This window comes from Nonomuraea sp. NPDC059194, assembly GCF_042754765.1.
GTDB lineage: Bacteria > Actinomycetota > Actinomycetes > Streptosporangiales > Streptosporangiaceae > Nonomuraea.
The window spans coordinates 107,864-134,498 of record NZ_JBHZBH010000002.1 but is presented as its reverse complement, the minus strand read 5'-3'; the positions used below and the strand labels follow the sequence as shown (position 1 = coordinate 134,498).

Sequence of the window (26,635 nt, the reverse complement as noted above, 5' to 3'; positions counted from 1 at the left end):
GTCAGTCGAGGGCCCAGGCCCTCTCCGCGGCCAGGACTCTGGTGACCTCGGCGGGTACGGCGTCGCGGGCCTCCACGACGCCGTTCTCCTCGCGCAGCACGGTCACGATGCCGGTCACCAGCATGCGCCTGCGCAGCGCGTCGAGCGCCCGCACCTCGCGCTCGGCGGTGAGCGTCTCGGGAGCCCCGGCGAGGGTGGTCACGACGGGAGTGGTCTCGACGGGAGTGGTCACGGCGGGAGTGGTCTCGGCGGGCTCCGGCTCGGGCGGGGCGAGCTCGGCCGTCGCGGTCACGGCGGCCGTAGCGGCGGACACCGTCCCGTGGCGCTCGGCCCCGACGGGTTCGGTCCCGATGGGCTGGATCCCGGTGGGATCGGTCACGGTGGGATCGGTCACGGTGGGATCGGTCACGGTGGGATCGGTCACGGTGGGATCGGTCACGGTGGGGTCGGCCAGGGCACGGTGGGTCTCGGCGCGGTCGGTCCGGGTGTGTCCCGTCTCGTCGCGCTCCTTCCCCGGGGCCGCGACGCCTTCGCGGTCCGGGAATCCCGGGCCTGCGGAGGCCGCATCGGCGGGCGGGAGGATCGGGCGCCACTGCCACAGCCGGTAGCTCAGCCCCGGCTGCGGGCGCTCCACCAGTTCGCCGAACGACAGCTGGAAGGTCGGCAGCCCGTCCGGGTTCAGCCGCCTGGCGGTGGCCACCGAGCTGCGCAGCTCGTTGAGGTAGCGGCTGCGGTTGCCCTCGTCGGTGTCGAGCAGCCAGGTCGGCGGGCGGGTCATCAGCCGCGTCCGCAGGTCGCCGAGCAGCTCGGCCAGCCTGACCTCGTGCTCGTGGTCGAGCGGCCAGTCCTCCTCCGCCTTCGGCGAGGCGGGCGAGGCGGGCGGCAGCGACGAGCCGAGCACCCTGGTGGAGACCCAGTCGCCCAACGTCGAGCGCGCCTCCACCGTCTCCACCGGCTTCGCGTCGGCGTCCACACCGTCGGGTCGCAGGTGCAGGGCGGGGTCGAAGACGTCCCTGATGGGCCAGAAGCGCAGCAGCCGCTCGGCGTTGTGCGCGTACAGGTGCAGGCCGTACTCGAAGAAGGCGGGGCCGATCAGCACGCTGCGCCCCGAGCCCGCGAACATGTACGGCGTGACGGCCACGACCCCGGTCTCGGCCACGCACCGGGCGTCGGCCACCAGCTTGCCGTGCCCCTCCCACGGCGGGGGCGGGCCGTCCCACACCTCCACCCTGACGCGGCTGTGCTCGGCACTGGCGTACAGGTAGATCTGACGGTCGAGCTCGGCCAGGTGGACCCGGGTGTCGACACCCTGGAGCCCGCTCACGCCCCGGAGCATGAACTGCCCATAGGTGATGGGGACCTCGTCGTCCAAGGTGTCCAGCAGGTGGGCCATGCGCGTACTCCGGATTCACAGACAGGGGTTGTGTGAATGTACCGGAATTCGGCCAGTTTGGCCTGGGTGGACCCCCTCCCGGCACCATCTCGGAACAATCCTGGTACACGAGAAGACGGGGCGGCCCCTGCGCGGGCCACCCCGTCTTCTCGTGTACCGGATGAGGACGTCAGGCGATCGCGGGCTCACCCGAGGCGCGCGGCGCGCTCACCGGAGCCTCGTCGAGCGGCTGCGGGGGAGCGTTCAGGACCGCCTCGTCGATCCGGCCCTCGCCGCGGGCGACCAGGACCGGCACCACGATCTGTCCGGCGACGTTGGTCGCGGTGCGGATCATGTCCAGGATCGGGTCGATGGCCAGCAGCAGGCCGACGCCCTCCAGGGGCAGGCCGAGCGTGCTGAGCGTCAGCGTGAGCATGACGATCGCGCCGGTCAGTCCGGCCGTCGCGGCCGAGCCGACCACGGAGACGAACGCGATCAGCAGGTACTCGCCGATCCCCAGCGGGACGTCGAAGACCTGCGCCACGAAGATCGCCGCCAGCGCCGGGTAGATCGAGGCGCAGCCGTCCATCTTGGTCGTCGCGCCGAACGGCACGGCGAAGGAGGCGTAGTCGCGGTCGACGCCCAGGCGCTCGATGGTGACCTTCTGCGTGAGCGGCAGCGTGCCGACCGAGGAGCGGGAGACGAAGGCCAGCTCGATCGCGGGCCACGCGTTGCGGAAGAACGTGATCGGGTTGACCTTGCCGACCACCGCCAGCAGCGTCGGGTAGACGGCCAGCAGGACGATGAAGCAGCCGACGTAGACGCCGAGGCTGAACTTGGCCAGCGGCGCGAGCAGGTCCCAGCCGTAGGTGGCGACCGACTTGCCGATCAGGCCCGCGGTGCCGATCGGGGCTAGGCGGATGACCCACCACAGCGCCTTCTGGACCAGGTCGAGGATCGAACGGCTGAAGGCGAGGAACGGCTCGGCCTTCTCGCCGACCGCCATGGCCGCCGCGCCGAGGACGACTCCCAGGAAGACGATCTGGAGGACGTTGAGCTCGGTGAACGCCGTGACGATGTTCGTCGGGATGATGCCGGTGAGGAAGTCGACCCAGGTGCCGACGCTCTCGGGCGCCTTCGCGCCCGCGGTGCTCAGGGTCACGCCCTGGCCGGGGTTGAGGATCAGGCCGAGGCCGATGCCGACGACGACGGCGATCAGCCCGGTGGCCAGGAACCAGAACAGCGTCTTACCCGCCAGCCTGGCCGCGCCGTTGACGTTGCGCAGGTTGGCGACGCTGACCACCACGGCGGTGAACACCAGCGGCGGCACTGCCAGCTTGAGCAGCTGGACGAAGATCTTTCCGACTTCGGTGAGGGTGTCGGCCAGCCAGGCCAGCTCCCAGATGCGGGCCGCGAAGCCAAGGGCCACGCCCGCGACCAGGCCCAGCAGCAACTGCAGGGAAAACGAGAATCTCTTCACGATGAGGAAGGCTCCGAAAGACGGCATGCCACGGCGAGGGCATGCGAAAGGGGGGTGGGTGAGGGGTCGGGCGATCGAGCGCTCGTCAGAGCGCGATCAGCGACAGAGGGAGCCGGTCAGACGACAGAGATCGATGTGCAGCCGCTCGACGAGCCACACAGACAGGACGGAAAACCTCACAGCATCAGTAAACCGTAGTGAACAGTACAGTATTCCGACTGTATGAGTGATCTACCTCACAAATCAAGACTTTTCCAGACACGTCACTCGGTCTCGCGGGCGGTGATGTGAATGGACAGCTCGTTGCCCGAGGTGTACGAGGCGCGCACCAGGGCCCCGTCCACGCGATGGCGGGGGTAGCGGTCCACGGCCTTCCGGTCGGCGATGTCGTCGCAGAAGCGGCCGAGCCGCATGGGCCCGCCCTGATCGGCCGGGCACAGATACAGGTCCCATGCCTCGTGCTCCTGCTCGCGCGCCGCCACCAGCCGTTCGTACGGCACCGCGCAGCTGAACCGGCCGTCGAGGTGGGCCTGGGCGGGAAGGATCACCTGCCCGCCGTCGTCCTCGGCGCCCGCCGCAGTGCCGCGCCGCTGGGCGAGCAGGGTCAGCGGGCCGTGCGGGAGGTTCACCAGCAGGCCGTGGACGATGAGCTTGGCGGGACTGGACACCAGATCGGTGACCTCGGCGTGCGCCTTCCTGACATGGACGGAGATCGACAGATCGCCCTGCTCGGTGGCGTAGGGCGTCCACGTCTCCAGCGGCCGGTGGAGATCGGGGAAGGCGTTCACCAGGGCGCGGGTGTCGCACATCCCCGAGACCAGCCGCCGCAGCCGCTGGCCAGGCCTGGCCACGTGCACGTCCCAGCGGCCCTCGACGAGCTGGTGCCGCCCCCGATCGAGCACGGCCTCGCCCGACGGGGTGAACGGCACCTCGATCGCGCTGTCGGCGCCGTGCCGCCGCAGCTTCAGCGACCACCCCTCGGGAGTCCTTCCCGCGGGCCACGAGGCGCGGTCGAGCCGGATCGTCAGGCTGCCGTCCGGGTGCGCGAGACAGTGGCCGGTGATCGGCCGCCTGGCCGCGCGCGGACGGGCCGCCGCCTTCCACGGCAGCAACGCCCGCACGCCCGAGCGCACCTTCCCGCCGAGGGCCCCCTTCCCGTTCCCGGCAAGCGCCTTGCCGTCCAGCTTCCGCTTCCCGTTCAGCAGGCCCCCCAGCAGGGCCAGCGGGCCGCGGCGGCGCGCCTGCACGTGCTCGGCGAACAGCCGCTCGTACCGCAGCGCGATCTCGGCCGGATCGAAGCGCGCCGCGGAGGCCAGCGCGGCCACGCCCATCGCGCGGCGCAGCGCCTCGTCGTCGATCAGCCGCAGCAGCCCGTCGGCCAGCGCCGACGCCGTCGCCTCCCGCACCAGCAGCCCGTCGACGCCGTGCTCGATGATCTCGCGAGGACCGAAGGGGCAGTCGACGCTGACGACCGGGACGCCGCACCGCATGGCCTCGACGATGGTCATGCCGAACGACTCCAGCTTGGACGACACCGCCGCGATCGACCCCTTGGCCCACTCGGTGTCGATGGGGGAGCGCGCGCCCATCAGGAAGGCGCGCCCGTTGAGCCCCAGATCGTCGATCAGCTCCTGCAACCGGGGAGCCTCCTTGCCCCTGCCGTACAGGCGCAGACTCCAGTCGGGCCGCTGGGCGGCCACCTTGGCGAAGGCCTCGATCAACAGCTCGTACCGCTTGACGGGCGTCAGCCGTCCCGCGGCGACGATCACCCTGGTGTCGAGCGTGGACGGTTCGACGGCGGGCGCGGGGACGCCGTTGGGGATCGAGACCACTGCCGTCCCGATGAACGGCATCTTGGCCCGGTACACGGCCGCGTCGCCCTCTGACATGGTCACCAGCACGTCGAGCCTGGGGCAGTGCTCACGTAGCTCGGGCAGCAGCGCGGGGCTCTGCCCGTCGTGGATCAGGTGTTCCTGGCCGACCTTGAGGTAGCGCCGCGTGCCGTACCTGGACAGGTAGACGATCAGTCCAGGGCGGGTCGCGACGACCACGTCGGCGTCGCAGGCGGCCAGGTAGGCGGCCATGCGCTCGTCGGTCAGGCGCGAGCACCGGTCGTAGCCCTTGGTGTCGCCCCTGGCGTAGCCGGTCGACGGCTGCGAGTGGCGCGGGTCCTTGCCGTCGAAGTACGGCGAGCCTGGGCGCAGGTCCACCAGGTCGCGCACGGTGACGCGGGGGTCGACGGCGAAGGAGGGCTCGTCCGCGGTCCGCAGGAGGCTGGCGATCTCCACCTGGTGCCGCTCGGCCAGCGCCGCGGTGAGGTTGACGGTCGAGCGGATCGTCCCGCCGATGCCGTACAGATTCTGGATCAGAAAGACGATCTTCATCGGTTCTCCACTGAGCCGCTGCGAGCCGATCATGGGATACGGCGATGCCCATCGTGCCGTCCTCCCGGCGCGCCGGCGCGGTAGCGGGCCAAGGCGTGACGGCGATTTGGCGAGGGCTTGACGTTGCGCTGGCCCGCGGCAGGGACGCCGGGCGGCAAGGACTCGCCCACGTGCCGGAAAGTCGCCGGACCCGCTCTCGTCACGCAGGACAATCAAACGGTCACCGAGAGTGTCCGAATCGGAGAAGGAGAAGCGCTGTGACCAGAGCTGTGCTCGCGCTGTCAGGATGTTGGCTCCTGCTCGCCGGATGTGTCCCGGCACCCGCCTCGACCAGGGCGGCGGCGTGTGCGCGTACGACGCTCGTCGCGGTGGCGCACCAGGACGACGACCTGCTGTTCATCAACCCCGCCATCAGCGGCGACCACGACGCGGGGGCCTGCCTGCGCGTGGTGTACCTGACGGCGGGCGACGCCGGGCGCACCGACGGCTACGTCGGCGACAGGGAGGCCGGGGTCCGCGCCGCCTACGCCCTCATGGCAGGGGCGCCAGACACCTGGCAGCGGTCCGACGTGGGCGCGGTCCGCGGCTACTCCCTCGGTGGCGGGAAGATCCAGTTGCTGTTCCTCGGCCTGCCCGACGGCTACCCCAGAGGGCGGGGCAGCCGGGCCCAGGGGCGGCAGAGCCTGCTCAAGCTGTTCCGCGGCGACCTCGACCACATCACCACGGTGGACGGCACCGCCCGCTACGACGAGCGGACGCTGGTGGCGACCCTGCGCGAGCTGGTCGAGCGGTTCCGGCCCGACACCGTTCGCACCCTGGACCACCAGAGCACCCGTCTCGGCTTCAGCCTCACCGAGCCGGTCGATCACAGCGACCACGCGGTGACGGCGCGCTACACGGCGCTGGCCGTCCGCCAGGCCATGGCCGCCACGCCCGGCCTGCGACCGGCCATCGTCTTCTACCGGGGGTACGGCATCACGACGCTGCCCGCCAACCTCGGCCCCGGCGAGCGGGCGCGCAAGAGCGAGATCTTCGCCGCGTACGTCGGGCACGCCGGATGCAAAGCGGGCCCCTGCCCGGCCGGCACGCTGGCGGCGGGCGACCGCGAGTGGGTCGCCAGGCAGTACCGGCGGGAGCCGCCCTCACCTGCGCCCGGCACGATCGTGTCGTGGATGGGCGGCACCGACGCGCCCAACGACGACGCCACCACCGCGCGCTGCCTGGCGGCCGGGCCAGGCGGCGCCGTACGGACACATGCCTGTGACGGCACGCCCGCCCAGCGCTGGCACGTGCGCGCCGCCAGCCTCCACAGCGCCAGCCTCCACAGCGCGACCCTCCGCGGCTCCACTCACCAGGGCGTCACCCTCCGCAGCGCCATGAACGGGCGCTGCCTGTCGGCACGACGGACGCCCGCCCTGGCCGCCTGTGACGGCGGAAAGGAACAACGATGGCAGCTCGCCCCCGGCGGCCTCATCAGCACGTCAGAGGGGTGCCTGCACCAGGACGACCTGCTCGCCCGCCACCCCAGGCTGCGCCTGGCGGCCTGCGACAGGGGACGGCCCGAGCAGCGGTGGTTCCACGCGCTGGAGGCTAGGCCGCCAGCTCCTTGACCTTCTCCAGCAGCCGGATGCGCTCCTCGTGGGTACGGCCCATCGGCGTCACGTTCAGCGTGGTGACGCCCGACTCCTTCATGGCCTGCACCCGGTCGCGGACGAAGCCCTCGGTGCCGATGAGCGACATCCGCTCCAGTAGCTCCTGCGGGACCAGCGCCTCGGCCTCCTTCTTGTTGCCCGCCAGGTAGAGCTCCTGGATCTGCTCGGCCTCCTTCTCGTAGCCGTAGCGGCGGGCCAGCTCGTTGTAGAAGTTCTTGCCCTTGGCGCCCATGCCGCCGATGTACAGGGCCGCCATCGACCGGCCGAGCTCCAGCAGGGCGTCGCCGTCGTCGCCGATGTAGAGCGCAGCCTGCGCGATGACGTCCAGCTCGCCCAGCGAGGCGTCGCGCTTGGCCCGGCCGGCCGCCAGCGAGGCGCCCCACACGTCGGCGGCCTTCTCCGGCATGTAGAAGATCGGCTCCCAGCCCTCGGCGATCTCGGCGGTCAGCTCGACGTTCTTCGGGCCGATCGCGGCCACCACGATCGGGATCCGCGACCGCACCGGGTGGTTGATCAGCTTGAGCGGCTTGCCGAGCCCCGTGCCCTTGTCGGCGGGCAGCGGCAGCGTGTAGTGCTTACCTTCGTAGGTGAGCCGCTCGCGTTCCCACACCTTGCGGCAGATCTCGATGACCTCCCTGGTACGGCCCAGCGGAGCGGTGTACGGCACGCCGTGGAAGCCCTCGATCACCTGCGGTCCCGAGGCGCCCAGGCCCAGGGTGAAGCGGCCGTCGGAGACGTAGTCCATGCCGGCCGCGGTCATCGCCAGCAGGGTCGGCGTGCGCGAGTAGATCGGCAGGATGCCGGAGGCGATCTCCAGCCGTTCGGTCTTGGCCGCGATGTAGCCCATCTGGCTCACGGCGTCGAAGGAGTAGGCCTCGGCCACGAAGACGATGTCGAGCCCGGCCTTCTCGTAGTCGGCCAGCTCGGCGACCGTCTCCTTGAAGCCGCCTGAGTAGTTGAGCGCCATCCCGATCCGCATGCCGAACTCCCTAGTAACCGAACTATGTTCGGCCCAAGGTTACTGCTTCGCGTGTCACCCGGCGAGCGCCTACCCTGGTCAACTCCGGGGGCCGATTCGGGGGGCGAACCCGGGGACGAGAGGAGCGGTGTGCTGAAGCGTGCGGTGATCGTGGGGGCGATCGTGGTCGCGGCGGTGCTGGCGGGTCACCGCCTCATTCCAGCACTCGGGGGGTTCACCCCCATCCTGGAGAGCCTGCTGCCCTGGCTGGGGCTGGCCGTACCTGTGCTGCTGTTGCTGGCGCTGCTGGCCCGCTCGTCCCGCGCCGCGGTCGTCGTGGTGCTTCCGGCGCTGGTGTGGGCGGTGATGTTCGGCTCCGACGTGCTGCGCTCCTCACCAGGAGGCGACAGTGACCTGTCGGTCGCCACGGTCAACGTGGGCGTGCGCAACAACGCCTCCGGTACGGCGGTGCGCGCCATCGCCGACGGCCTCGACCTGGTCGCCGCGCAGGAGCTCACGCCTGGAGGCCCAGCGGCCAAGGCGCTCAGCAAGCTCTTCCGCCACCACCGCAGCGTCAGCACGATCGGGCTGTGGAGCAGGTTCCCGCTGTCGGAGCCCGACTTCTTCGACGTGGGCCTCGGATGGGAACGGGCGCTCAGGACGGTGGCCAAGACGCCGTCGGGCGACGTCACCGTCTACGTGATGCACCTGGCCTCGGCCCGGCCAGGGCAGACCGCGACCAGGGACAAGACCCTGAGGGAGGCGCGCAAGCTGATCGAGGCCGACAAGAGCGAGCGGATCCTGCTGCTGGGCGACCTCAACACCGCCACCGACGACAGGGGGCTGGCCAACCTGGCGCCACCGCTGCTGAACGCGCAGGAGGAGGTGGGGGAGGGGTTCGGGTTCACCTGGCCGTCGAGCTTCCCGATCACCCGGCCCGACCACATCCTCTACAAGGGGATGACCGCGACCCGCGCTGGGGTCGCCCCCGCGACCGGCAGCGACCACCGCGCCGCGACGGCCTCCTTCCGGCTCTGAGCCCCCGCGGGGTTCAGTCGGTCCGGGTCGTCAGGGCGGCCAGGTCCTCAGGGGTGTCGATGTCGCGCGGGTCGCCCGGCACCTCCACCTCCGTGACCAGCTCGGGGTGGGCCCGCATGAACGCCCTGGCCCCCACGTCCCCCTCCGCCAGCTCCGCCACCCGCGCCACGTGCTCGGCCGAGACCAGCACCGGGTTGCGCCGCCGCCCGCCGTACGTGGCTACCGCCACCTGGGCCCCGCTGTCGATCAGCGCCCGCACCGCCGCGGGCTCCACGAACGGCTGGTCCACCAGCGCGATCACCACCCCGGTGGCGTCCGAGGGCAGCGCCTGCAGCCCGACGCGCAGCGAGGAGCCCATGCCGCTGCTCCAGTCGGGGTTGCGCACCACCACCGCGCCGCGCACCTGCACGGTCGCCGCGCCGAGCACGACGATCACCGGGTGGCAGCCGCCCTCGTGCAGCAGCCGCACCCCCCGGTCGACCAGTCGCTCACCTTCGTACTCCACCAGCGCCTTCGGCCTGCCGAGGCGCGATCCCTGCCCCGCGGCCAGCAGCAGGCCCACCACCTGAGTCATCAGACCTCCCCATGGATGCGGCCGCCGGTCTCGCTGAGCGGCCGTCCGCTCCCACCCCACCGCAGCTGGATCAGCTCCGCCATGACCGACACGGCCGTCTCCTCCGGCGTGCGCGAGCCCAGGTCCAGGCCGATGGGGGAGCGCAGCCTGCTCAGCTCCTCCTCGTTCAGGCCCGCCTCGCGCAGCCGGGCCAGCCGGTCGTCGTGGGTACGGCGGGAGCCCATCGCCCCCACGTAGGCCGCCTTGGTGCGCAGCGCCACCTCCAGCAGCGGCACGTCGAACTTCGGATCGTGGGTGAGCACGCAGATCACGGTCCGTTCGTCCACGGGCGTGGCGGCCAGGTAGTCGTGCGGCCACTTGACCACGACCTCGTCGGCGTCGGGGAAGCGCTTGGCGGTGGCGAAGACGGGCCTGGCATCGCACACGGTGACGTGGTAGCCGAGGAACTTGCCCATGCGCGCGACAGCGGCGGCGAAGTCGATGGCGCCGAAGACGAGCATGCGCGGCGGCGGCGCGAAGGACTGCACGAACACCGACAGGTCGTCCAGGCGGCGCTCGCCGTGCCCCCCGTAGTGCCTGACGCCGGTCAGGCCCTGGGCGAGCATGCCGCGCACGTCGTCGTCGACGGCCTCGTCCAGGCGCTCGACGCCGAGCGAGCCCGCGGCCCTGCCCGGCCAGATCACCCTGCGCGCGCCGAGAGCGCCGGGCCCTGCCATGATCGTGGCGACGGCCACCGGTTCGTGCGCGTCGAGCGAGGCGGCGATCTCGCCGAGTTCGGGATAGGTCTCGATGGAGACGGGCTCGACGAGGATGTCGATGATGCCGCCGCAGGTCAGGCCGACCGCGAAGGCGTCGTCGTCGCTCACGCCGTACCGCTGCAGGATCGGGGTCTCGATCTGGCTCGCCAGCTCGAACACCGCGCCTTCGACGCAGCCGCCGGAGACGCTGCCGACCACCTCGTCGCCGCGCACCGCCATGGCCGCCCCCGGCGGCCTGGGCGCGCTGGAGAAGGTGCTCACCACGGTCGCCAGCCCGAACCGCAGGCCGGACTCCCACCACCGCATGATCTCAGGCAGCACGTCGCGCATGGGAAAGCCTCTCGGAGAGATCCTCGAAGGCGGCCAGGCTGTGCCCGGCCACCAGGTCGTCGATGTACGGCAGCGCCGCGCGTATCCCCCCGGTGAGCGGCTGGTAGTCCACGTGCCCCTTGTGCGGGTTGGCCCAGATCACCCGATGCGCCTGGCGGGCCAGCCTGGCCATCTGCTCGCCGAGCAGTGTCGGGTCGCCGCGCTCCCACCCGTCGGAGGCGATGACCACGATGGCGCCGCGCACGCTGCGCGCGCCCAGCAGCTCGCGCAGCTCCTCGCCGAGCCTGGTGCCGCCGCTCCAGTCGGGGATCGCCTTCGACACCTGCGCCAGCGCGGTGCCGGGATCGCGGTGGCGCAGCTCGACGGTGACCGGCGTCAGCCTGGTGCCGATCGAGTAGACCTGCGTCGCCCGCGGCTCGGTCCTGACCAGCGCGTGCGCGAAGCGCAGCAACGTCTCGGCGTAGGGCGCCATCGAGCCGCTGACGTCGACCAGCAGCACGACCCTGCGCGGCCTGGTGGTGTGCCGCCGGTAGCGCAGCAGCGCCACCTCGCCCTTCCTGAGCGCCTCGCGGATCGTCCTGCGCTGGTCGAGCCTGCCCCTGGGCGCGGACACCAGGCGGCGCGAGCGCCGTCGCTCCCTGCGGTCGCGCAGCAGCGCCAGCAGCCGGTGCACCTCGGCGCGCTCGGCCTCCGTCAGCGCCGCCACATCCCGATGGCGCAGCACCTCGATCGGGCTGGCCGTCGCGGCCATCGACTCCTCGCCCTCGCCCGCCTCGCCGTCGCCTGCCGCCAGGTGCCTGGTGACCGTCCTGGCGGTGGTACGGCCCGGCCTGGCCCGATGGCCGCCGAAGTAGGCGGCGAAGCACCTGTCGTACCTGGGCAGGTCGTCGGGCGAGGCGCACAGCGTGAGGCGGCCCGCCCAGTAGACGTCCTCGCGGCGGGTCACGTCGAGCCGGCCGATCGCCTCGATGAGATTCTGGGTGCGCTCGAGGTCGGCGGAGACCCCGGCGGCCCGCAGTGTCCTGGCGAAACCGGTCATCGTGGCGGCCACCTCACGCACGTTTCAGCACCCCGCTCTCCAGCACGCTCTCGACGTCCTCCCGGTACTTCAGCGCCGCGCCGAGCGTCGCGGCGGCCAGGCCGGGGTCGAGGTCGCGGGCGCCGAGCGTGAGCAGCGCCTCGGTCCAGTCGAGCGTCTCGGCGATGCCGGGCGGCTTGACCAGGTCCCGCTCGCGCAGCCGCGCCGCCGTACGGGCGACCTGGCGGGCCAGCGCCTCGGTGCACTCCGGCAGCCTGCGCAGCAGGATGGCCACCTCCCTGTCGAAGCTCGGGTGCTCCAGCCAGTGGTAGAGGCAGCGGCGCTTGAGCGCGTCGTGCACCTCACGGGTGCGGTTGGAGGTGACGACCACCACCGGCGGGCGCTCGGCCCTGATCGTGCCGAGCTCGGGGATGGAGATCGTGAAGTCCGACAGCACCTCCAGCAGGAACGCCTCGAACTCGTCGTCGGCCCTGTCGATCTCGTCGACGAGCAGGACGGCGGGCTGGGTCTCGATGGCTCTCAGCAGCGGACGCGCGATGAGGAAGCGGCGGTCGTAGATCTCGCCTTCGAGCCTGCTCACGTCGTGGACGCCCGCGGCCTCGGCGGCCTTCAGGTGGAGGAGCTGGCGGGCGAAGTCCCAGTCGTAGAGGGCCTGGGCGGCATCCAGCCCCTCGTAGCACTGCAGCCGGATCAGCGGGGCGCGCAGGAGCTCGGCCATGGTCTTGGCCAGCTCGGTCTTGCCGACGCCCGCCTCGCCCTCCAGGAACAGCGGCCGCCCCATGCGCAGCGCCAGGAAGGCCGCCGTCGCCAGGCCCTGGTCGGCCAGATATGCGTGCTGGTCGAGCAGCTCGACCAGTTTTTCGGGTGACTCGATGTCCATTGCGTTGATTGTCCGTCGCAGCACGCCTTCAGGCTAGGGATACCCAGCCTTGAGGTCATCCATTAGATTGATCATGACCAGACGAGGCCGAGCGGGGGGACTCATCGGTGACCGAAAACTCGCGGGACAGGCTCGACAGGATCGACTCCAGCGTGCCGCACCCGGCACGGGTGTGGGACTACTGGCTGGGCGGCAAGGACAACTACGCGGCCGACAGGGCCGTGGGCGACGAGATCCTCCAGGTCATGCCCGACCTCGTCGTCGTCGCCAGGGCCGACAGGCAGTTCCTCGGCCGCGCCGTACGGCATCTGGTCGGGGCGGGGGTCAGGCAGTTCCTCGATGTCGGCACCGGCGTGCCCACCGCCGACAACACCCACCAGGTGGCGCAGCGGGCCGCGCCCGACTCGCGCATCGTCTACGTCGACAACGACCCGATCGTGCTCGCCCACGCCCGCGCGTTGCTCCACAGCACCCCCGAGGGCGCGACCGACTACCTCGACGCCGACCTCAGGGAGCCTGAGACGATCCTGCGGGGGGCGGCCAAGACGCTCGACTTCTCCCAGCCGATCGCGCTGATGGTGCTCGGCGTGCTGGAGTTCGTGCCGGACGACGAGCAGGTCCGCCTGGCCATGTCGACGCTCATGGACGCCATGCCGTCGGGCAGCTACCTGGTCGTCTCGCACAGCGTCCACAGCGAGTCGATGGACGACGCGGCGGCCAAGTGGAACGCCAGCGGCGCGACCGAGATCAGGCTGCGCACTCCCGAGCAGCTGGAGGCGCTGTTCGCGGGGATGGACCCGGTCGAGCCCGGCGTGGTCTCGCTGCCGCGCTGGTACCCCGACGCGGCCACCGAATACACCGACCGCGAGGTCCACCAGTACGGCGGGCTCGCCCGCAAGCGCTGAGCGGCTTGTGGGACGGCGGAGCGGCGTCTCCCCGCAGGGAGACGCCGCTCGGGGCCGCGGGTCAGTCCCTGGCCATCAGCGTGAGCGCGTAGAGCCCGATCGCGGCGAAGTCGTCGGCGGGCTCGGAGGCCTGCCACGAGCGCACGTCGTCGACGAACCTGCTGCCCCTGCCGGTGAACTCCTCGTAGCGGTCCACCTGGTCGGCGGGGCACTTGGCCATCTCCTCGAAGTGGCCGCCGAGGCCGTCGTCGAACAGCGAGGCCGCGTTCGGCCCGTTGACGACCGCGCCGGTCGCGGGACGGCCGGTCAGGTTGGAGATCTGGTAGTGCGGGCAGGCGATCGAGTTGTCGCCGACGCCCTGCACGAACGACACGCCCCACGCGTTCGCGCCGAGGGCCCACCCGCGCTGCTGGGTGCCGAAGGCGTCGTAGGACCGGTCGCCCGAGACCGCGCGGTAGAGCCGCGAGGTGGCGGCCAGGCCGAAGGCGTGCGGCACCGAGTCGAAGGCGTCGTAGCGCGCCCCCGCCCTGAACGGGTCCTTCGCGGCCCTGGACGCGCCGATCTCCAGCTGCGCCCTGAGGTCGGCGACGAGCGCGCCCTTGATGGAGGCGCCCGCCCTGATCAGGTCGGCGTGCGCGAGGGCGCTGACGTCGTAGAGGTTGAGGGTGTCGCCGGTGTCGCCGGCGATGTACTCGGTGGCCCAGCGCTGGGCCTGCTCCAGCCACTGCCCGGCCCTGGAGTCGCCGAGCCGTTGACCGGCCAGCGCCAGTTCGGCGCCGCCCAGCTCCATGTCGTCGCGCCAGACGCTCTCGGGGTAGAAGGCGTGCGGCAGCGAGGTCACCAGCTGTCCCACGTCGGTGGTCTTGGCCATCGCGTAGATCTCCGCGGCCTGGTCGAGCCAGGCCTGCGCCCGCCGCCTGTTCGGTTCGACCTGCGCGGCCAGCGCGAAGGCCGCCGCCGTACGGCCGGCGAGGTTCGGGCTGATCGGCTGGCCTGGCGCGGCCGCCCGGAAGACGGGACGGTTGCGGATGTACTTCTCGGAGGAGGAGTCGTCGGACTCGGGAAGACGCCACAGGTCGTGGTCGCCGGCGAAGGTGCCCTCGGCGTTGCCCGCGCCGATGCCGACCTGGATGTAGAGGGTCTTGCTCGCGCCGTCCCACATCTTGTCCAGGTACTTGAGGCCGTGGAGCGACTCCGACTTCAGGCGCGGATCGGCCGACGCCCCTCCATCCCTGCGGGCCGCCCACATCAGCGTGTCGACGTAGGCCAGGATGTGGGTGAACTTCAGGTAGTCGCCGGCGTCGAACCAGCCGCCCTCGACGTCGACGGGGCCGCCGACCTTGGTGAGCTCGCCCTTGATCTGGTCGGTGTCGGGCCCGGTGAAGGTCGGCCAGTCGTAGACGTGGGTCGCGCGGTCGTTGGCGTGCCGCCTGCCGCCGTCGCGCTGGCCGCCGAAGAACGTGACGATCTTCGAGGCGGGCTGCGCCAGCTGGGCGGAGGGCGCGATCGTGAACCGCGCGGAGGTGAGGCCGCCGGAGACGATCCGGTAGGTGCCCGCTCTCCTCAGCCTGGTGAGGTCGAGGTCGTAGACGTGGCCGTACCTGGCGTTCCAGGCGCCGAGGTCGCGGCCTGCCGTACCCTTCAGCACCTGCCGTCCCCTGTGGTCGATCACGGCGAAGGGGGCGGGGCGCCCGCTGGTCATCAGGTAGGCGTGCTTGGCCTCGCCGGGCGCGAATCCGACCTGGTCGACGCGGATGTGCCCGGATGCGCGCGCGGAGGCGGGCTCGGCGGCGTGCGCGGCGGAGGCCATGGCTGGGGCTCCTGTCAGGGCGAGGGTGAGGGCTAAGGCGATCCGCATCGGCTGCTCCACGAGTTAGTAAACCTTCCTAACCTTCAAATCGAGACCGTAGCTGGCGGCGGCGAACGTGGTCAATACTTGGTGAAATGACCACCGATTTCGCCCAGCGCCGGGCCAACCTCGCCGCGCTGCTGGCGGGCGTCGACGCCATCCTCGTCACCAAGCCGGTCAACGTCCGCTACCTCACCGGGCTCGACAGCTCCAACGCCGCCGTCCTGGTCCGCGCGGACGGCACGGCGAAGCTCGCCACCGACTCCCGCTACATCGAGATGGCCCGCGAGCTCGGGATCGAGACCGTCGAGGCCCCCGACGTCACCGGCGAACTGGCCGCCCCCGGCGTCGGCATCGAGGCCGCGCACATGACGGTGGCCGTCTTCAACAAGCTCGGAGAGGGCATCGTCCCGCTGGAGCCGCTGGTCGAACGCCTGCGCGTGGTCAAGGACGACACCGAGATCGAGCTGCTGCGCACCGCGTGCGCCATCTCCGACCAGGCCTTCGCCGACATCTGCCCGAAGATCCGGCCGGGGGTGACCGAGCGCGAGATCGCCCGCGTCCTCGAGGCCCGCATGGTCGAGCTCGGCGCCGACAAGCCCGCCTTCGACTCGATCGTGGCCAGCGGTGAGAACGGCTCGATACCCCACCACTCGCCGACCGACCGCGAGCTGCGCGCGGGCGACCTGGTCACCCTCGACTTCGGCGCCCTCTACGGCGGCTACCACGCCGACATGACCCGCACCGTCGCCATCGGCGCGATCGCGGACTGGCAGCGGGAGATCTACGACCTCGTCCGCGAGGCCCAGCGCGCGGGCCGCCGGGCGCTGCGCCCCGGCGCGGAGGCCGCGCAGATCGACGCCGCCTCCCGGTCGGTCATCGAGCGCGCGGGCCACGCCGAACACTTCCGCCACGGCCTCGGCCACGGGGTCGGCCTGGAGATCCACGAGGAGCCGTTCCTGGGCCCTTCGCGGACCGGTAGACTAGAGGATCGAGTTCCGATCACCGTCGAGCCTGGGGTCTACCTTCAGGGCAGGGGCGGGGTCCGCATCGAGGACACGCTCGTGACGCGTGAAGGCGGGGCGGAACTCCTGACGAAGACGACCAAGGAGCTGCTCGTCCTGTAAGAGCGGCCGCATCCGGGAGAAGCGAGTGGCGACGACCAACGACCTCAAGAACGGCATCGTGCTGAAGCTCGACGGCGGTGAGCTCTGGTCCGTTGTGGAGTTCCAGCACGTCAAGCCGGGCAAGGGCGGCGCGTTCGTGCGCACCAAGCTCAAGAACGTCCTGTCGGGCAAGGTCGTCGACAAGACCTTCAACGCCGGCGTGAAGGTCGAGGTGGCCAACGTCGACAAGCGCGAGATGCAGTACTCCTACAAGGACGGCGAAGACTTCGTCTTCATGGACACCGAGACCTACGACATGGTCACCGTGCCCGCCAAGACCGTCGGCGACGCCGCCAACTACATGCTGGAGAACACTCTGGCCACCATCGCCTTCAACGAGGGCGCCGCGCTCTACGTCGACCTGCCCGCCGCGGTCGAGCTGCTCATCGCCAACACCGAGCCCGGCCTGCAGGGCGACCGCTCCACCGGCGGCACCAAGCCCGCCACGCTGGAGACCGGCGCGGAGATCAAGGTCCCGCTGTTCATCACCACCGGTGAGAAGGTCAAGGTCGACACCCGCAGCGGCGAATACCTCGGCCGGGCCTGAGTGTCCGCGCGAGGCAAAGCACGCAGGCGGGCGCTCGACATCCTCTTCGAGGCCGAGCTGCGCGGCGAGGATCCGCTGAAGATCCTCGCCGAGCGGGTCGACCGGCGCGAGCCGCCGGTCAACGAGTACACCTCGGCGATCGTCGAGGGCGTGGCCAGGCACTCCCAGCGCATCGACGAGCTGATCACGACCTACGCCGAGGGGTGGACGCTGGAGCGCATGCCCGCCGTCGACCGCAACCTGCTGCGGGGCGGGACGTACGAGCTGCTCTGGATGCCCGACGTGCCCGAGGGCGTGGTGATCAGCGAGTGGGTGCACCTGGCCTCCGAGCTGTCCACCGACGAGTCGCCCCAGTTCATCAACGGCCTGCTGGCCCGCTTCAAGCAGCTCAAGCCCAGCCTCACCCTCTGACCGCCCCGTCTGTCGTACGGCCCGCACCCTGTTCCGCATCCCGCGGGTTCCGCATCCCGCGGGTTCCGCTTCCCGCGGTGGGTGGCTTCGGGGCGGCGTGCCGTACAGGATGGGGGGCATGGTGACCGACGACGACGTACGGCGGATCGCGCTCGGGCTGCCGGAGACCACCGAGCGCCCCATGTACGGCACGCCCGCCTTCTACGTCAAGGCCAGGTGGTTCGCGCGGATCAGGGAGGAGGGCGACGTCCTGGTCCTGCCGGTGGCCTCTGAGGAGCACAGGCAGGAGCTGATCGCCGCCGACCCCGGCGTCTTCTTCACCCTTCCGCACTACGACGGCTACGCGGCCGTGCTGGTCCGCTTCGCCGCCGTCGGCGTCGAGGAGCTCGCCGAACTGCTCACCGACGCCTGGCGGCTGCGCGCCCCCAAACGCGTCCTGGCGGCCTTCGGCGGCTGAGCGGCGGCCAGGAGCTAGGCGTGCCTGGCGCCCTCGTGCTCGGCGTGGCCGACGGGTTCGACCTGGATCGTGGAGTGCTCGACGTCGAAGCGGCCCACCAGGATCCCGTGCAACGCGTCGAGCAGGCGTCCGGTGTCCTGCAGGCGCGCCTCCTCCACCACCACGTGCGCCGACAGCACGGGCAGCCCGCTGGTCAGCGTCCAGGCGTGCAGGTCGTGCACGTCGAGCACGCCGTCGGCGGCCAGCATCAGCCTGCGCACCTCGCTCAGGTCCATCCCCTTGGGTGTGGCCTCCAGCAGCACGTCGATCGCCTCGCGCATGAGCCGCCACGCCCTCGGCAGGATCATCAGCGCCACGACGATCGAGGCGATCGGGTCGATGACCTGCCAGCCGGTCAGCTGGATGCCGATCGCCGCCACCACCACGGCCGCCGAGCCCATCAGATCGCCCATGACCTCCAGGTAGGCGCCCCTGACGTTCAGCGACTCCTTCTGCCCGCCGTGCAGCAGCGCCAGGCAGATCCCGTTCACCACCAGCCCGGCGACCGCGATGACGAGCACCAGGCCGGCCGACACCGTGGGCGGCTCGAACAGGCGCCTGGAGGCCTCGCTGAACACCCAGATCGCGATCCCGAACAGCACGGCCGCGTTCACCACCGCGGCCAGGATCTCCAGCCGGTAGTAGCCGAAGGTCCTCCTGTCGGAGGCGGGCCTGGCGGCGAAGTGGGCGGCGATCAGCGCCATGAGGACACCGGTGATGTCGGTGGCCACGTGCAGCGAATCGGAGATCAGCGCCAGGCTGCTTGCCACGATGCCGCCGATCACCTGCACCACGAAGACGAGCGAGGTGATGGCGATGACGGCGATCATCCGCCCGCGGTGGCGCGCGGTCGCGCTCGCCTGGCCGTGCCCGTGTCCGGATTCCACCGTTACCTCCCCGTGATCTAGTATGCCCAGCCCTCGCGAGACGGCGTAGGCTGGCCCATGTCGCGGCGGCTCTCCAGGCGTGGAAGGCGTCGCGCGCGTGCAAGGACACAACGCGTTCGGCGACACCGTCGCTCACGGGCGCGGCCGAATCGAGGAGGCGAGCCGACGTTGCGTGCTGAGAGCATCACCAAGCAGGCGACCCCGGCGGTGCGCACCGCCGTCGTCTGGGACGCGCTGCGGGCGGTGCTGGCCGCGCGGGCGAAGCAGACGGGCCGCGAACGGCTCGACATCGTCGACGCGGGCGGCGGCACCGGCGGCTTCGCCGTACCGCTGGCCGAGCTCGGCCACGCGGTCACCGTCGTCGACCCGAGCCCCGACTCGCTGTTCGCGCTGGAGCGCAGGGCCGCCGAGCGCGGCGTCGGCGTGCGGGCGCTGCAGGGCGACGCCGCCGACCTCGGCGAGCTGCTGCCCCGCGACAGCGCCGACCTGGTGCTGTGCCACAGCGTGCTGGAGTACGTCGACGACCCGATCTCCGCGCTGACCGCCGTGGCGGGGCTGCTGCGCGAGGGCGGCGCGGTGAGCGTGCTGGCGGCCAACCCGGTCGCCAGCGCCATCCACCGCGCGCTGGCCGGGCACTTCGACGAGGCCAGGGCGGTCATGGACGACCCGATGGGGCGGTGGGGCGACCGTGACCCCACCCCGCGCAGATTCGCCGCGCAGACGCTGGCTGAGCTGCTGTCGGCGACCGGGTTCGCGGTGGGCGAGATCCACGGCGTGCGGATCTTCGCAGACCTGGTGCCCAGCCGCCTGATCGACGGAGAGCCCGGCGCGGCCGACGCGCTGGTCGCCCTGGAGCAGGCCGCCGCCACCCATCCCGTCCTGCGCGACATCGCCACCCAGCTCCACGTCCTGGGCCACCGATGACCTCCGCGCGGCAGCCCCCCGCGCCCCGGGCCGCCCGAGGCGCGCGACCGCCTGGTGCGTCCTGGGCCCGCCGAGAAGCGCGGCCCGCTCGCGCCTCGAGCCTGCCGCCACGGACGGCTCGCTCATGCGGCCACGATACGACTGTCGAACGCGCGTTCGGGTAGAATGACGTCGTGTCGCGCAAGCAGATCACCGGAGTCGGCCCCCTCGCCAGGAGCGGGGTCACCAGGATCGGGGCCGACGACAGCGCCTGCCCCATCCTCCACGTCGACATGGACGCCTTCTTCGCCAGCGTCGAGCTCCTGGAGCGCCCCGAGCTGAGGGGCCGCCCGGTGATCGTCGGCTCGCCCGCGGGCCGCGGCGTCGTCCTCAGCGCCACCTACGAGGCCAGACGGTACGGCGTGCACTCGGCGATGCCGATGAGCAGGGCCAGGCGCATCTGCCCCCAGGCCACGATCATCCCACCCAGCCACGGCAAATACTCCGAGGTGTCCAAGGGCGTGATGGAGATCTTCCACTCCGTCACCCCGCTCGTCGAGCCGATCGCCTCCGACGAGGCCTTCCTCGACGTGGGCGGCGCCAGGCGCAGGCTCGGCACACCCGCCGACATCGCCGCCAAGATCCGCGCCGAGGTGCTGGAGCGCTTCGGCATCACCTGTTCGGTCGGGGTGGCCGGCAGCAAGTTCGTCGCCAAGCTCGCCTCCAAGCAGTGCAAGCCCGACGGCCTGCTCGTCGTCCCCGCCGACCGCGTGGTCGAGTTCCTGCACCCGCTGCCCGTCAGCGCCCTGTGGGGCGTGGGCGAGCGCACCGAGCAGTCGCTGGTGCGCCTGGGCATCAGGACGGTGGGCGATCTGGCCAGGGTGCCGCTGACCACCCTGCAGCGCGAGCTTGGCCACGCGGCGGGCACCCACCTGGCCGCGCTGGCGTGGGGCAAGGACGAACGCGCCGTGACCGCCCACGTGCCCGACAAGAGCATCGGCGCGGAGGAGACGTTCGCGGCCGACGTCGACGACCCAGAGGTGATCAGGCGCGAACTCCTGCGACTTTCGGAACGAGTCGCCGCGCGCGTGCGTGCGGGCGGCCACGTGGGCAGAACAGTGAGTGTGAAGCTGCGTCGCGCCGACTTCTCCACGATCACTCGTTCGCGGACGCTGCGGGAGCCGACGGACGTCGCGCAGGAGATCTACGCGACCGCCTGCGAGCTCTACGCCGCCGCCGGGCTCGAGCGGATCAGGCTGCGGCTGGTGGGCGTCAGGCTGGAGAGTCTCAGGCCTGCCGATTTCGCCTCTCACCAGCTCAGCATCGGCGAGAAAGAGGCAGGATGGCGGGAGGCCGAACGCGCGATGGACAAAGCGATCAGCAGGTTCGGCCCTGATGCGGTGGTCCCGGCTTCACTAGTCAGGGGGCGGCTTGATGAAATGGAGGCATGACGCCCGATGTCGCGACATCTCGGAGGGTGGGGGAGAATAGGCATGTCTAGAGCTATGACGTCACCTCCGGTTTGGTCTACGTTGGACGTTTTCTTTCGCCTACGTCTACAGCCTCGTATTCTGGGGATAACCGACCGCGAGGTCCGGACACCCAGTGTCGTCCGTTGCCGTCTTCCCCGAAATGGGGCCGTCCTTGGGAGGCGCCGTGCCGCTCTCTGAGCACGAGCAGCGCTTGCTCGACCAGATCGAGCAGGCCCTCTACGCCGAGGACCCGAAGTGGGCCAATACCGTTCGGATCAGCGATCCGCGCAGCCATTACAAGCGGCGCCTGGTCAAAGCCTCCATCGGCTTTGCACTCGGCATCGTCCTGCTGATGGTCGGCGTCGTGATCAACCAGATCCCGCTCGGCGTCGGCGGTTTCGTGGTCATGCTCGCCGCGTGTCTGTGGGGTCTGTCCAGCTGGAAGCGCATGAACGGATTCGGCGGTGACTCCGCCGCGCCAGAGTCCGGCACGCGAACGCCGCCGGCCAAGGGCCAGCGCCGGGGCAACCGCGGAAGCTTCATGGAACGCATGGAAGAGCGTTGGCGCCGTCGTCACGACGAGCGCTGAGCCGATGGTTTCACTGTGCGGCCGCTCCTGGTGAGGAGCGGCCGCACAGTTCGGCGGTCAGGCGTCTTTGCGTGCTGCCCTGTTCCCGAACCTGGCGTTCCAGCGCCTGACGTTCCAGAGCCTGATGTTCTCCAGCCGGTCGAAACCGTCCAGGATCCCCTCGCCCATGCCCCTGATCCGGCGCAGGGTCGAGGGCGGCAGCAGGGTGGCGCGCACCCGCCTGGTCCGCGACACGGTGGCCGCCAGCGCCCGCCGTACGGTCCGCAGCTCCTTCCTCATCGGGGCGATCTCGCCCGGGTCGCGCGCGAACAGCAGCCGCTCCACCGCTGAGGCGATCGTGGCGATCGCGGCGGCCGGCTCGGCGCCGAACTCGTGCTGCTGGGTGAGCCTGCGCGCCAGCGCCCTCGGGGTCTCGCTCGGCAGCCGCGCCATCCCGTAGTCGCACAGCACGTCGTCGAGCTCGGCCCAGGCCGCGGCCACCGAGGTGTCCACCGTCCTGGCCCTGGCCGTGACGTCGTCGGACGGTCCGGAGACCTTCCAGCCCAGCGCCCGCACCCTGCGGTTCCTGATCACCAGCCGCACCATGGCGGGGATGAGCAGGATCACCAGCAGCCCCGCCACCGACAGCGCGATCACGACCCACAGCGGCGTGGTCTCCACCGGCGTGATCGGGCCGGTGTAGACGCCCTCGGGGTCGAGCTCCCGCAGCCTGTCCCTGCTGTTGGGCGCGCCGCTGGGGGTGTCGCCGCTCTCGGCGGCGCTCGTGGAGGGGTCGCTGCTGGGGGTGGTCTCGGCGGGCCTGGGCAGCGTGTAGTCGGGGACGCGGGCGGTGCCCTGTCCCGCGCTGCCCGCCGGGGTCGGCTCGAAGGCCAGCCAGCCCACGCCCTCGAAGTAGAGCTCGGGCCAGGCGTGGGAGTCGTGGGTACGGACCTCCCAGCGGCCCTCGATCTTGGTGCCGCCGGTGTAGCCGATCGCGACCCTGGCCGGGATGCCGATCGACCTGGCCAGCACCGCCATCGCCGAGGCGAACTGCTCGCAGTAGCCCGCCCTGGTCTGCTCCAGGAAGTTCGTCAGCGCCTCGGTGTCGTGCCCCTCGGTGGTCAGACTGTAGGTGAAGCCGCCGGTGGTGGTGAAGAACCGCTGCAGGCTCACCGCCGCTTCGTACGGCGACTTGCTGTCCTTGACCACCCGCTGCGCCAGCTGCCTGACCTGCGGGGGCAGCTCGGGCAGCTTCAGGTAGCGCTCGCTGACCGCGGGGTCGGCGGTCTTCGGCGCGGCGTCCAGCTGGTCGGCCGTCGGGTCGGGCTCGGTGCTGACCACCTGGTAGTTCAGGCCGCCCGCCAGGTCACCGGAGGAGAAGACCATCAGCGAGTCGACGTCCGCGCGCCAGTCGCCCTCCGCCCGCACCAGCTGGGGCGGGTACGGCAGCGGCAGGAACTGCAGGGGCGTGATGTCCTCGCTGACCTGGATGTCGGTCTCGATCCTCGTGGTCTTCATCGACGCGGCCAGCCCCGGAGGAGGGGGCAGCGGACCCTGGTCCACCCTGTTCTCCGGCCTGCCCTTCAGCGGGTTCATCGTCCAGCGCCGGCCGTCGAAGACGTCGAGGGAGTAGATCCTGAGATAACGAGGCGTGTCGTCGCTGCTGGTGTAGGACAGCACAGTGCTGTTCTCCGGCAGCTGGAGCCGCCCCTTCAGGTCGGCGACCTGATCAGGGATGCTGATGGAACTGCCCCTGCCCTTGCCCGAACCGCCCACCCCGAACCCGAACAGCGGGTCGGGTTCGAGCGTCGGCAGCAGCGCGGGCAGCAGGACGGCCAGCGCGATGGCGGTGAACCCGATCCGCTTGCCCGAAAGGCGCAGGCCACGCGTATCGGCCGCCTCCTGGACGCCCGCCTCGGTGGCGCGGCTGCGCCGTACCAGGACCGCCCGGCCCCAGTGACCCACCCGCTCGCGGCCGTCGGCGATCAGCAGGCTGGTGAAGCCGAGCGCGCCGAGGATGAAGGCCGGCCAGCCGATCGGGTCGGGCAGCACCGCCGCGGGCACCGTGAACAGCGCCAGCAGCGGCAGGCCCGCGAGGGCGGCCCTGCGCAGCCTGGTGACGAACAGGTCGACGACGATCGCGATCAGCCCGACGCCCGCGGTGGTGAGCATGGCGATCGGCGGTTCGTCGGGCACCGGCGCGGCGTAGCGCTGGATGTCGGCGAAACCCGCGCCCAGCAGCTTGACCAGCGCGAGCGCCGACTCCTTCGTCGGCACGAGCAGCGCCCACGCCTTCTCACCGGTGTAGACGGCGGTCAGGTAGACGCCGAGCGCCACCAGGCCGAGCAGCGGCGCCGCCCAGCCGGGCAGGGTGAGCCTGCTGGACAGCACGCCCGCGGCCGTGACGGCGAGCACCGCGCCCAGCGAGCCCCACAGCCACGCGCCGCCGTCGAACAGCGGGTACAGCGTGAGCGAGACCGCGAGCGTGGCCACACCCGCCCAGATGGGCAGCCTCATGCCGCACCTCCCACGGTGAAGCGGTTCTTGACGCCCGCGCTCTGCCATACCGTCGCCAGCGAGGTGCCCGCGGGCAGGGTGACGATCCGCCATCCCGAACCGGCGAGCACCGCCTCGACCGCCTGCCTGCGGTCGGCCGAGCCGTAGTCCCTGGCCTCCCAGCCCTCCACGTCCAGCAGGACGGCCACGCCGGTGGCGCTGCCGTGCCTGACCTTGGCCAGCTCCCTGGCCTCCTCCGCGTCCATGGCGCCGAGCACCGCGACGACCAGGCCGTCGCCGCCGCCCTGGCGCAGCGCGGTGAGGCCGAGCTCCAGCGACCTGGCGGGGCTGGGGCGCACCACGGCCAGCGTGTCGAGCAGCGACCAGCTCACTCCCGTGTCGCTCAGGTGCTCGGGACCCTGGTCGGTGACCAGGCGCAGGCCCAGGCCCTCGCGGGCCAGGTGCAGGCCGATCGAGGCGGCGGCCGAGACGGCCACCTCGAAGGACGAGCGCGGGCCCTCGCCCCGGTGGGCGTGCCTGCGGGTGTCGAGCAGCAGCGCGCCGCGGCTCTGCCACTGCTGCTCCTCGCGCCGCACCATCAGCTCGCCGTGGCGGGCGGTGGAACGCCAGTGCACCCGCCGCAGGTCGTCGCCCTGCCGGTACTCACGCGGGGCCACGTCGTCGTCGCCCGCCGCCGCCACACTCCTGGTACGGCTGTCGCCACCACCCATCCACTCGCCCGACAGCCGCACGTGCGGCAGCGCCACCACGTGGGGCGTCACGACGAGCGTGTCGGCGATGGAGAAGGAGCGGGTCAGCTCGACCAGGCCGAACGGGTCGGTGATCCGTACCGACAGCGGTCCAATCGTGTAGCGGCCGCGCAGGTCGGACCTGACGCGGTAGTCGATCTCCCTGACGCCCCTCGACTCCACCCTGTCCAGCACGAACCTGGGCCTGGCGCCGAGCGCGTAGGGAACGGTGTCCTCGATGAGCAGCAGCCCCGTCGGCAGCCTGGTGACGTTCTCGAGCTGCAGCGTGACCGTCGCCTCGCCGCCCACCTCGATCCTGGGCGGGTCGAGGCGGCGGGCGCAGCTCAGCCGGTAGCGGGTCCTGGCCACCACCAGCGCGGCGAGCAGCGGCAGCGCCATGATCAGCACGCCGATCCTGAGCAGGTCGTGCTCGCCCAGGAGCAGGGCCATCAGCAGCGCGGCCACGCCCGAGGCCAGGAACGACCTGCCCCTGGAGGTGAGCGCCCGCAGTCCCGCCATCACGACGCTCGAGTCTCCGGCACGGGCACTCGCCTGACGAGCTCGGTGACGACCTGCTCGGGCACCCTGCGCTGGCCCTGCGCCTCGATGCTGGGCAGCAGCCGGTGCGCGAGCACGGGGATGGCCAGCTCCTGCAGGTCGTCGGGGATGACGTAGTCGCGGCCCGACAGCGCGGCGTGCGCCCTGGCCGCGCGCACCAGCTGCAGAGTGGACCTGGGGGAGGCGCCGAGCCGCAGGTCGGGGGAGTGACGCGTGGCCGTCACCAGGTCGATGGCGTATCTCTTGACCGGCTGGGAGACGTAGACGCCGCGCACGGCCTCGATCAGCGCCCGCACCTCGGCGGTGGTCGCGACGGGCTCCAGCTTGTCCAGCGGCGAGGTGCCGCCGTGCACGTCGAGCATCTCCAGCTCGGCGGCGGGCTCGGGGTAGCCCATCGCCACCCGCGCGGTGAAGCGGTCGCGCTGGGCCTCGGGGAGGGGATAGGTGCCCTCCATCTCGATGGGGTTCTGGGTGGCGATGACCATGAAGGGGGCGTCGAGTGCGTAGGTGACGCCGTCGACGGTCACCTGGTGCTCCTCCATGCACTCCAGCAGCGCCGACTGGGTCTTGGGCGAGGCCCGGTTGATCTCGTCGCCCACCACGATGTTGGCGAAGACGGGGCCAGGCTTGAACTCGAACTCGCGGGTCTGCTGGTTGTAGGCGCTCACCCCGGTGATGTCGCTCGGCAGCAGGTCGGGGGTGAACTGCACGCGCCTGACGGGACAGTCGATGGACCGCGCCAGCGCCTTGGCCAGCATCGTCTTGCCCACGCCTGGGACGTCTTCGATGAGAAGGTGGCCCTCGGCGAGCAGGACGGTCACGGTCAGCCGGACGGCGTCGCTCTTACCCTCGATCACCGATTCGATCGCCTGCCGAATCCGGTGTGCGGTGGAGACCAGCTCGTCGAGCTGGCGAGGGACGTCATGGGTTACTGCCACCAGGCCTCCATGAGAGAAGTGCGACGGCTCTCCCCAGCGCGAGGGTGCTTTTGGGGCGCCTTGCCATTCCTTTTCATTGTGCGTACGACCCTACGACGGCGGGGATGCTTGGGCGACTTTTGTGGATATTCAGGGAACAGCCACAGTGTTCAGGTGATCCGTCCGGTTCTTGTCGCATAGTGGTGCGAATCCGGTGACACGCTTCCTCCACCTTCCCCCACGCGA

General features: G+C 71.2%; 24 protein-coding genes. 10 read left to right on the top strand and 14 right to left on the bottom strand.

Going from position 1 to position 26,635, the window contains the following annotated elements; translation table 11 throughout:
• Position 1 precedes the first annotated feature (1 nt).
• From ACFXJ8_RS03320 to ACFXJ8_RS03305, 4 genes are all read right to left on the bottom strand, one after another.
• Positions 2-1,393, bottom strand: coding sequence for a hypothetical protein (locus ACFXJ8_RS03320; RefSeq protein WP_379642170.1), 1,392 nt, complete (start codon positions 1,391-1,393; stop codon positions 2-4).
• 169 nt (positions 1,394-1,562) lie between these two features.
• Entirely contained in the window at positions 1,563-2,852 is a 1,290-nt protein-coding gene (locus tag ACFXJ8_RS03315; RefSeq protein WP_379642169.1) for a dicarboxylate/amino acid:cation symporter, read from the bottom strand.
• 96 nt (positions 2,853-2,948) lie between these two features.
• Positions 2,949-3,011, bottom strand: a complete 63-nt coding sequence (locus ACFXJ8_RS03310) for a putative leader peptide (protein ID WP_350655493.1) — start codon at positions 3,009-3,011, stop codon at positions 2,949-2,951.
• Positions 3,012-3,115: 104 nt separating this feature from the next.
• Complete coding sequence (locus ACFXJ8_RS03305) at positions 3,116-5,236, bottom strand: glycosyltransferase family 4 protein (RefSeq protein ID WP_379642168.1); 2,121 nt, start codon at positions 5,234-5,236, stop codon at positions 3,116-3,118.
• 368 nt (positions 5,237-5,604) lie between these two features.
• Between ACFXJ8_RS03305 and ACFXJ8_RS03300 the strand changes: the two genes are divergently transcribed.
• On the top strand, positions 5,605-6,846 hold the full coding sequence (locus tag ACFXJ8_RS03300; RefSeq protein ID WP_379642167.1) for a PIG-L family deacetylase: 1,242 nt from the start codon (positions 5,605-5,607) through the stop codon (positions 6,844-6,846).
• On the opposite strand, the gene ACFXJ8_RS03295 is transcribed toward ACFXJ8_RS03300, so the two are convergent.
• Positions 6,827-7,867: an LLM class F420-dependent oxidoreductase gene (locus tag ACFXJ8_RS03295; RefSeq protein ID WP_379642166.1), complete on the bottom strand. Its 1,041-nt coding sequence runs from the start codon at positions 7,865-7,867 to the stop codon at positions 6,827-6,829. The two genes, ACFXJ8_RS03300 and ACFXJ8_RS03295, sit on opposite strands and share 20 nt — an antisense overlap.
• A gap of 129 nt (positions 7,868-7,996) precedes the next feature.
• Between ACFXJ8_RS03295 and ACFXJ8_RS03290 the strand changes: the two genes are divergently transcribed.
• Positions 7,997-8,884, top strand: a complete 888-nt coding sequence (locus tag ACFXJ8_RS03290) for an endonuclease/exonuclease/phosphatase family protein (protein ID WP_379642165.1) — start codon at positions 7,997-7,999, stop codon at positions 8,882-8,884.
• Positions 8,885-8,897: 13 nt separating this feature from the next.
• Here the strand turns inward: ACFXJ8_RS03290 and ACFXJ8_RS03285 are convergent, their stop codons facing one another.
• Genes ACFXJ8_RS03285 through ACFXJ8_RS03270 form a run of 4 tightly spaced genes read right to left on the bottom strand, consistent with a single transcriptional unit; the run spans position 8,898 to position 12,465 of the window.
• Positions 8,898-9,458, bottom strand: coding sequence for an NTP transferase domain-containing protein (locus ACFXJ8_RS03285; RefSeq protein WP_379642164.1), 561 nt, complete (start codon positions 9,456-9,458; stop codon positions 8,898-8,900).
• On the bottom strand, positions 9,458-10,546 hold the full coding sequence (locus ACFXJ8_RS03280) for an XdhC family protein (RefSeq protein WP_379642163.1): 1,089 nt from the start codon (positions 10,544-10,546) through the stop codon (positions 9,458-9,460). The genes ACFXJ8_RS03285 and ACFXJ8_RS03280 overlap by 1 nt, the downstream gene beginning before the upstream one ends.
• The gene (locus ACFXJ8_RS03275) at positions 10,527-11,606 is read right to left on the bottom strand and encodes a VWA domain-containing protein (RefSeq protein WP_379642162.1); all 1,080 of its coding nucleotides are present in this window, start codon (positions 11,604-11,606) and stop codon (positions 10,527-10,529) included. Before ACFXJ8_RS03275 ends, ACFXJ8_RS03280 begins: the two co-directional genes overlap by 20 nt.
• Positions 11,599-12,465 carry an AAA family ATPase gene (locus tag ACFXJ8_RS03270; RefSeq protein WP_379642161.1) on the bottom strand — a complete coding sequence of 289 codons (867 nt, stop codon included), beginning with the start codon at positions 12,463-12,465 and terminating at the stop codon, positions 11,599-11,601. The genes ACFXJ8_RS03275 and ACFXJ8_RS03270 overlap by 8 nt, the downstream gene beginning before the upstream one ends.
• Positions 12,466-12,572: 107 nt before the next feature.
• Here ACFXJ8_RS03270 and ACFXJ8_RS03265 point away from each other — a divergent pair, with 107 nt between their 5' ends.
• Positions 12,573-13,370, top strand: a complete 798-nt coding sequence (locus ACFXJ8_RS03265; protein WP_379642160.1) for an SAM-dependent methyltransferase — start codon at positions 12,573-12,575, stop codon at positions 13,368-13,370.
• Positions 13,371-13,431: 61 nt separating this feature from the next.
• On the opposite strand, the gene ACFXJ8_RS03260 is transcribed toward ACFXJ8_RS03265, so the two are convergent.
• Positions 13,432-15,228, bottom strand: coding sequence for a glycoside hydrolase family 9 protein (locus ACFXJ8_RS03260; protein ID WP_379642159.1), 1,797 nt, complete (start codon positions 15,226-15,228; stop codon positions 13,432-13,434).
• Positions 15,229-15,314: 86 nt separating this feature from the next.
• Here ACFXJ8_RS03260 and ACFXJ8_RS03255 point away from each other — a divergent pair, with 86 nt between their 5' ends.
• From ACFXJ8_RS03255 to ACFXJ8_RS03240, 4 genes are all read left to right on the top strand, one after another.
• Positions 15,315-16,346: a M24 family metallopeptidase gene (locus ACFXJ8_RS03255; RefSeq protein WP_379642158.1), complete on the top strand. Its 1,032-nt coding sequence runs from the start codon at positions 15,315-15,317 to the stop codon at positions 16,344-16,346.
• Between the two features lie 25 nt (positions 16,347-16,371).
• Positions 16,372-16,932, top strand: a complete 561-nt coding sequence (gene efp, locus ACFXJ8_RS03250; RefSeq protein WP_379642157.1) for an elongation factor P — start codon at positions 16,372-16,374, stop codon at positions 16,930-16,932.
• Positions 16,933-17,343 (top strand): transcription antitermination factor NusB, encoded by a 411-nt coding sequence (gene nusB / locus ACFXJ8_RS03245; protein ID WP_379642156.1) that lies wholly within the window; start codon positions 16,933-16,935, stop codon positions 17,341-17,343.
• 118 nt (positions 17,344-17,461) lie between these two features.
• Positions 17,462-17,800, top strand: coding sequence for an MmcQ/YjbR family DNA-binding protein (locus ACFXJ8_RS03240; protein WP_379642155.1), 339 nt, complete (start codon positions 17,462-17,464; stop codon positions 17,798-17,800).
• 14 nt (positions 17,801-17,814) lie between these two features.
• Here ACFXJ8_RS03240 and ACFXJ8_RS03235 read toward each other — a convergent pair whose 3' ends face one another.
• Complete coding sequence (locus ACFXJ8_RS03235; RefSeq protein ID WP_379642154.1) at positions 17,815-18,726, bottom strand: cation diffusion facilitator family transporter; 912 nt, start codon at positions 18,724-18,726, stop codon at positions 17,815-17,817.
• Positions 18,727-18,894: 168 nt separating this feature from the next.
• On the opposite strand from ACFXJ8_RS03235, the gene ACFXJ8_RS03230 reads away from it, so the two are divergent.
• The 3 genes from ACFXJ8_RS03230 (at position 18,895) to ACFXJ8_RS03220 (ending at position 21,690) form a co-directional block, all read left to right on the top strand.
• Complete coding sequence (locus tag ACFXJ8_RS03230) at positions 18,895-19,650, top strand: methyltransferase (protein ID WP_379642153.1); 756 nt, start codon at positions 18,895-18,897, stop codon at positions 19,648-19,650.
• Between the two features lie 173 nt (positions 19,651-19,823).
• Complete coding sequence (dinB, locus tag ACFXJ8_RS03225) at positions 19,824-21,080, top strand: DNA polymerase IV (RefSeq protein ID WP_379642152.1); 1,257 nt, start codon at positions 19,824-19,826, stop codon at positions 21,078-21,080.
• 205 nt (positions 21,081-21,285) lie between these two features.
• Positions 21,286-21,690 carry a DUF3040 domain-containing protein gene (locus ACFXJ8_RS03220; RefSeq protein ID WP_379642151.1) on the top strand — a complete coding sequence of 135 codons (405 nt, stop codon included), beginning with the start codon at positions 21,286-21,288 and terminating at the stop codon, positions 21,688-21,690.
• Positions 21,691-21,747: 57 nt separating this feature from the next.
• Here the strand turns inward: ACFXJ8_RS03220 and ACFXJ8_RS03215 are convergent, their stop codons facing one another.
• From ACFXJ8_RS03215 to ACFXJ8_RS03205, 3 genes are read right to left on the bottom strand one after another with little or no spacing between them, the layout of a single operon-like run.
• Complete coding sequence (locus ACFXJ8_RS03215; RefSeq protein ID WP_379642150.1) at positions 21,748-24,186, bottom strand: transglutaminaseTgpA domain-containing protein; 2,439 nt, start codon at positions 24,184-24,186, stop codon at positions 21,748-21,750.
• On the bottom strand, positions 24,183-25,433 hold the full coding sequence (locus ACFXJ8_RS03210) for a DUF58 domain-containing protein (RefSeq protein ID WP_379642552.1): 1,251 nt from the start codon (positions 25,431-25,433) through the stop codon (positions 24,183-24,185). The genes ACFXJ8_RS03215 and ACFXJ8_RS03210 overlap by 4 nt, the downstream gene beginning before the upstream one ends.
• Positions 25,433-26,410 carry an AAA family ATPase gene (locus ACFXJ8_RS03205; protein ID WP_379642149.1) on the bottom strand — a complete coding sequence of 326 codons (978 nt, stop codon included), beginning with the start codon at positions 26,408-26,410 and terminating at the stop codon, positions 25,433-25,435. Before ACFXJ8_RS03205 ends, ACFXJ8_RS03210 begins: the two co-directional genes overlap by 1 nt.
• Positions 26,411-26,635 lie beyond the last annotated feature (225 nt).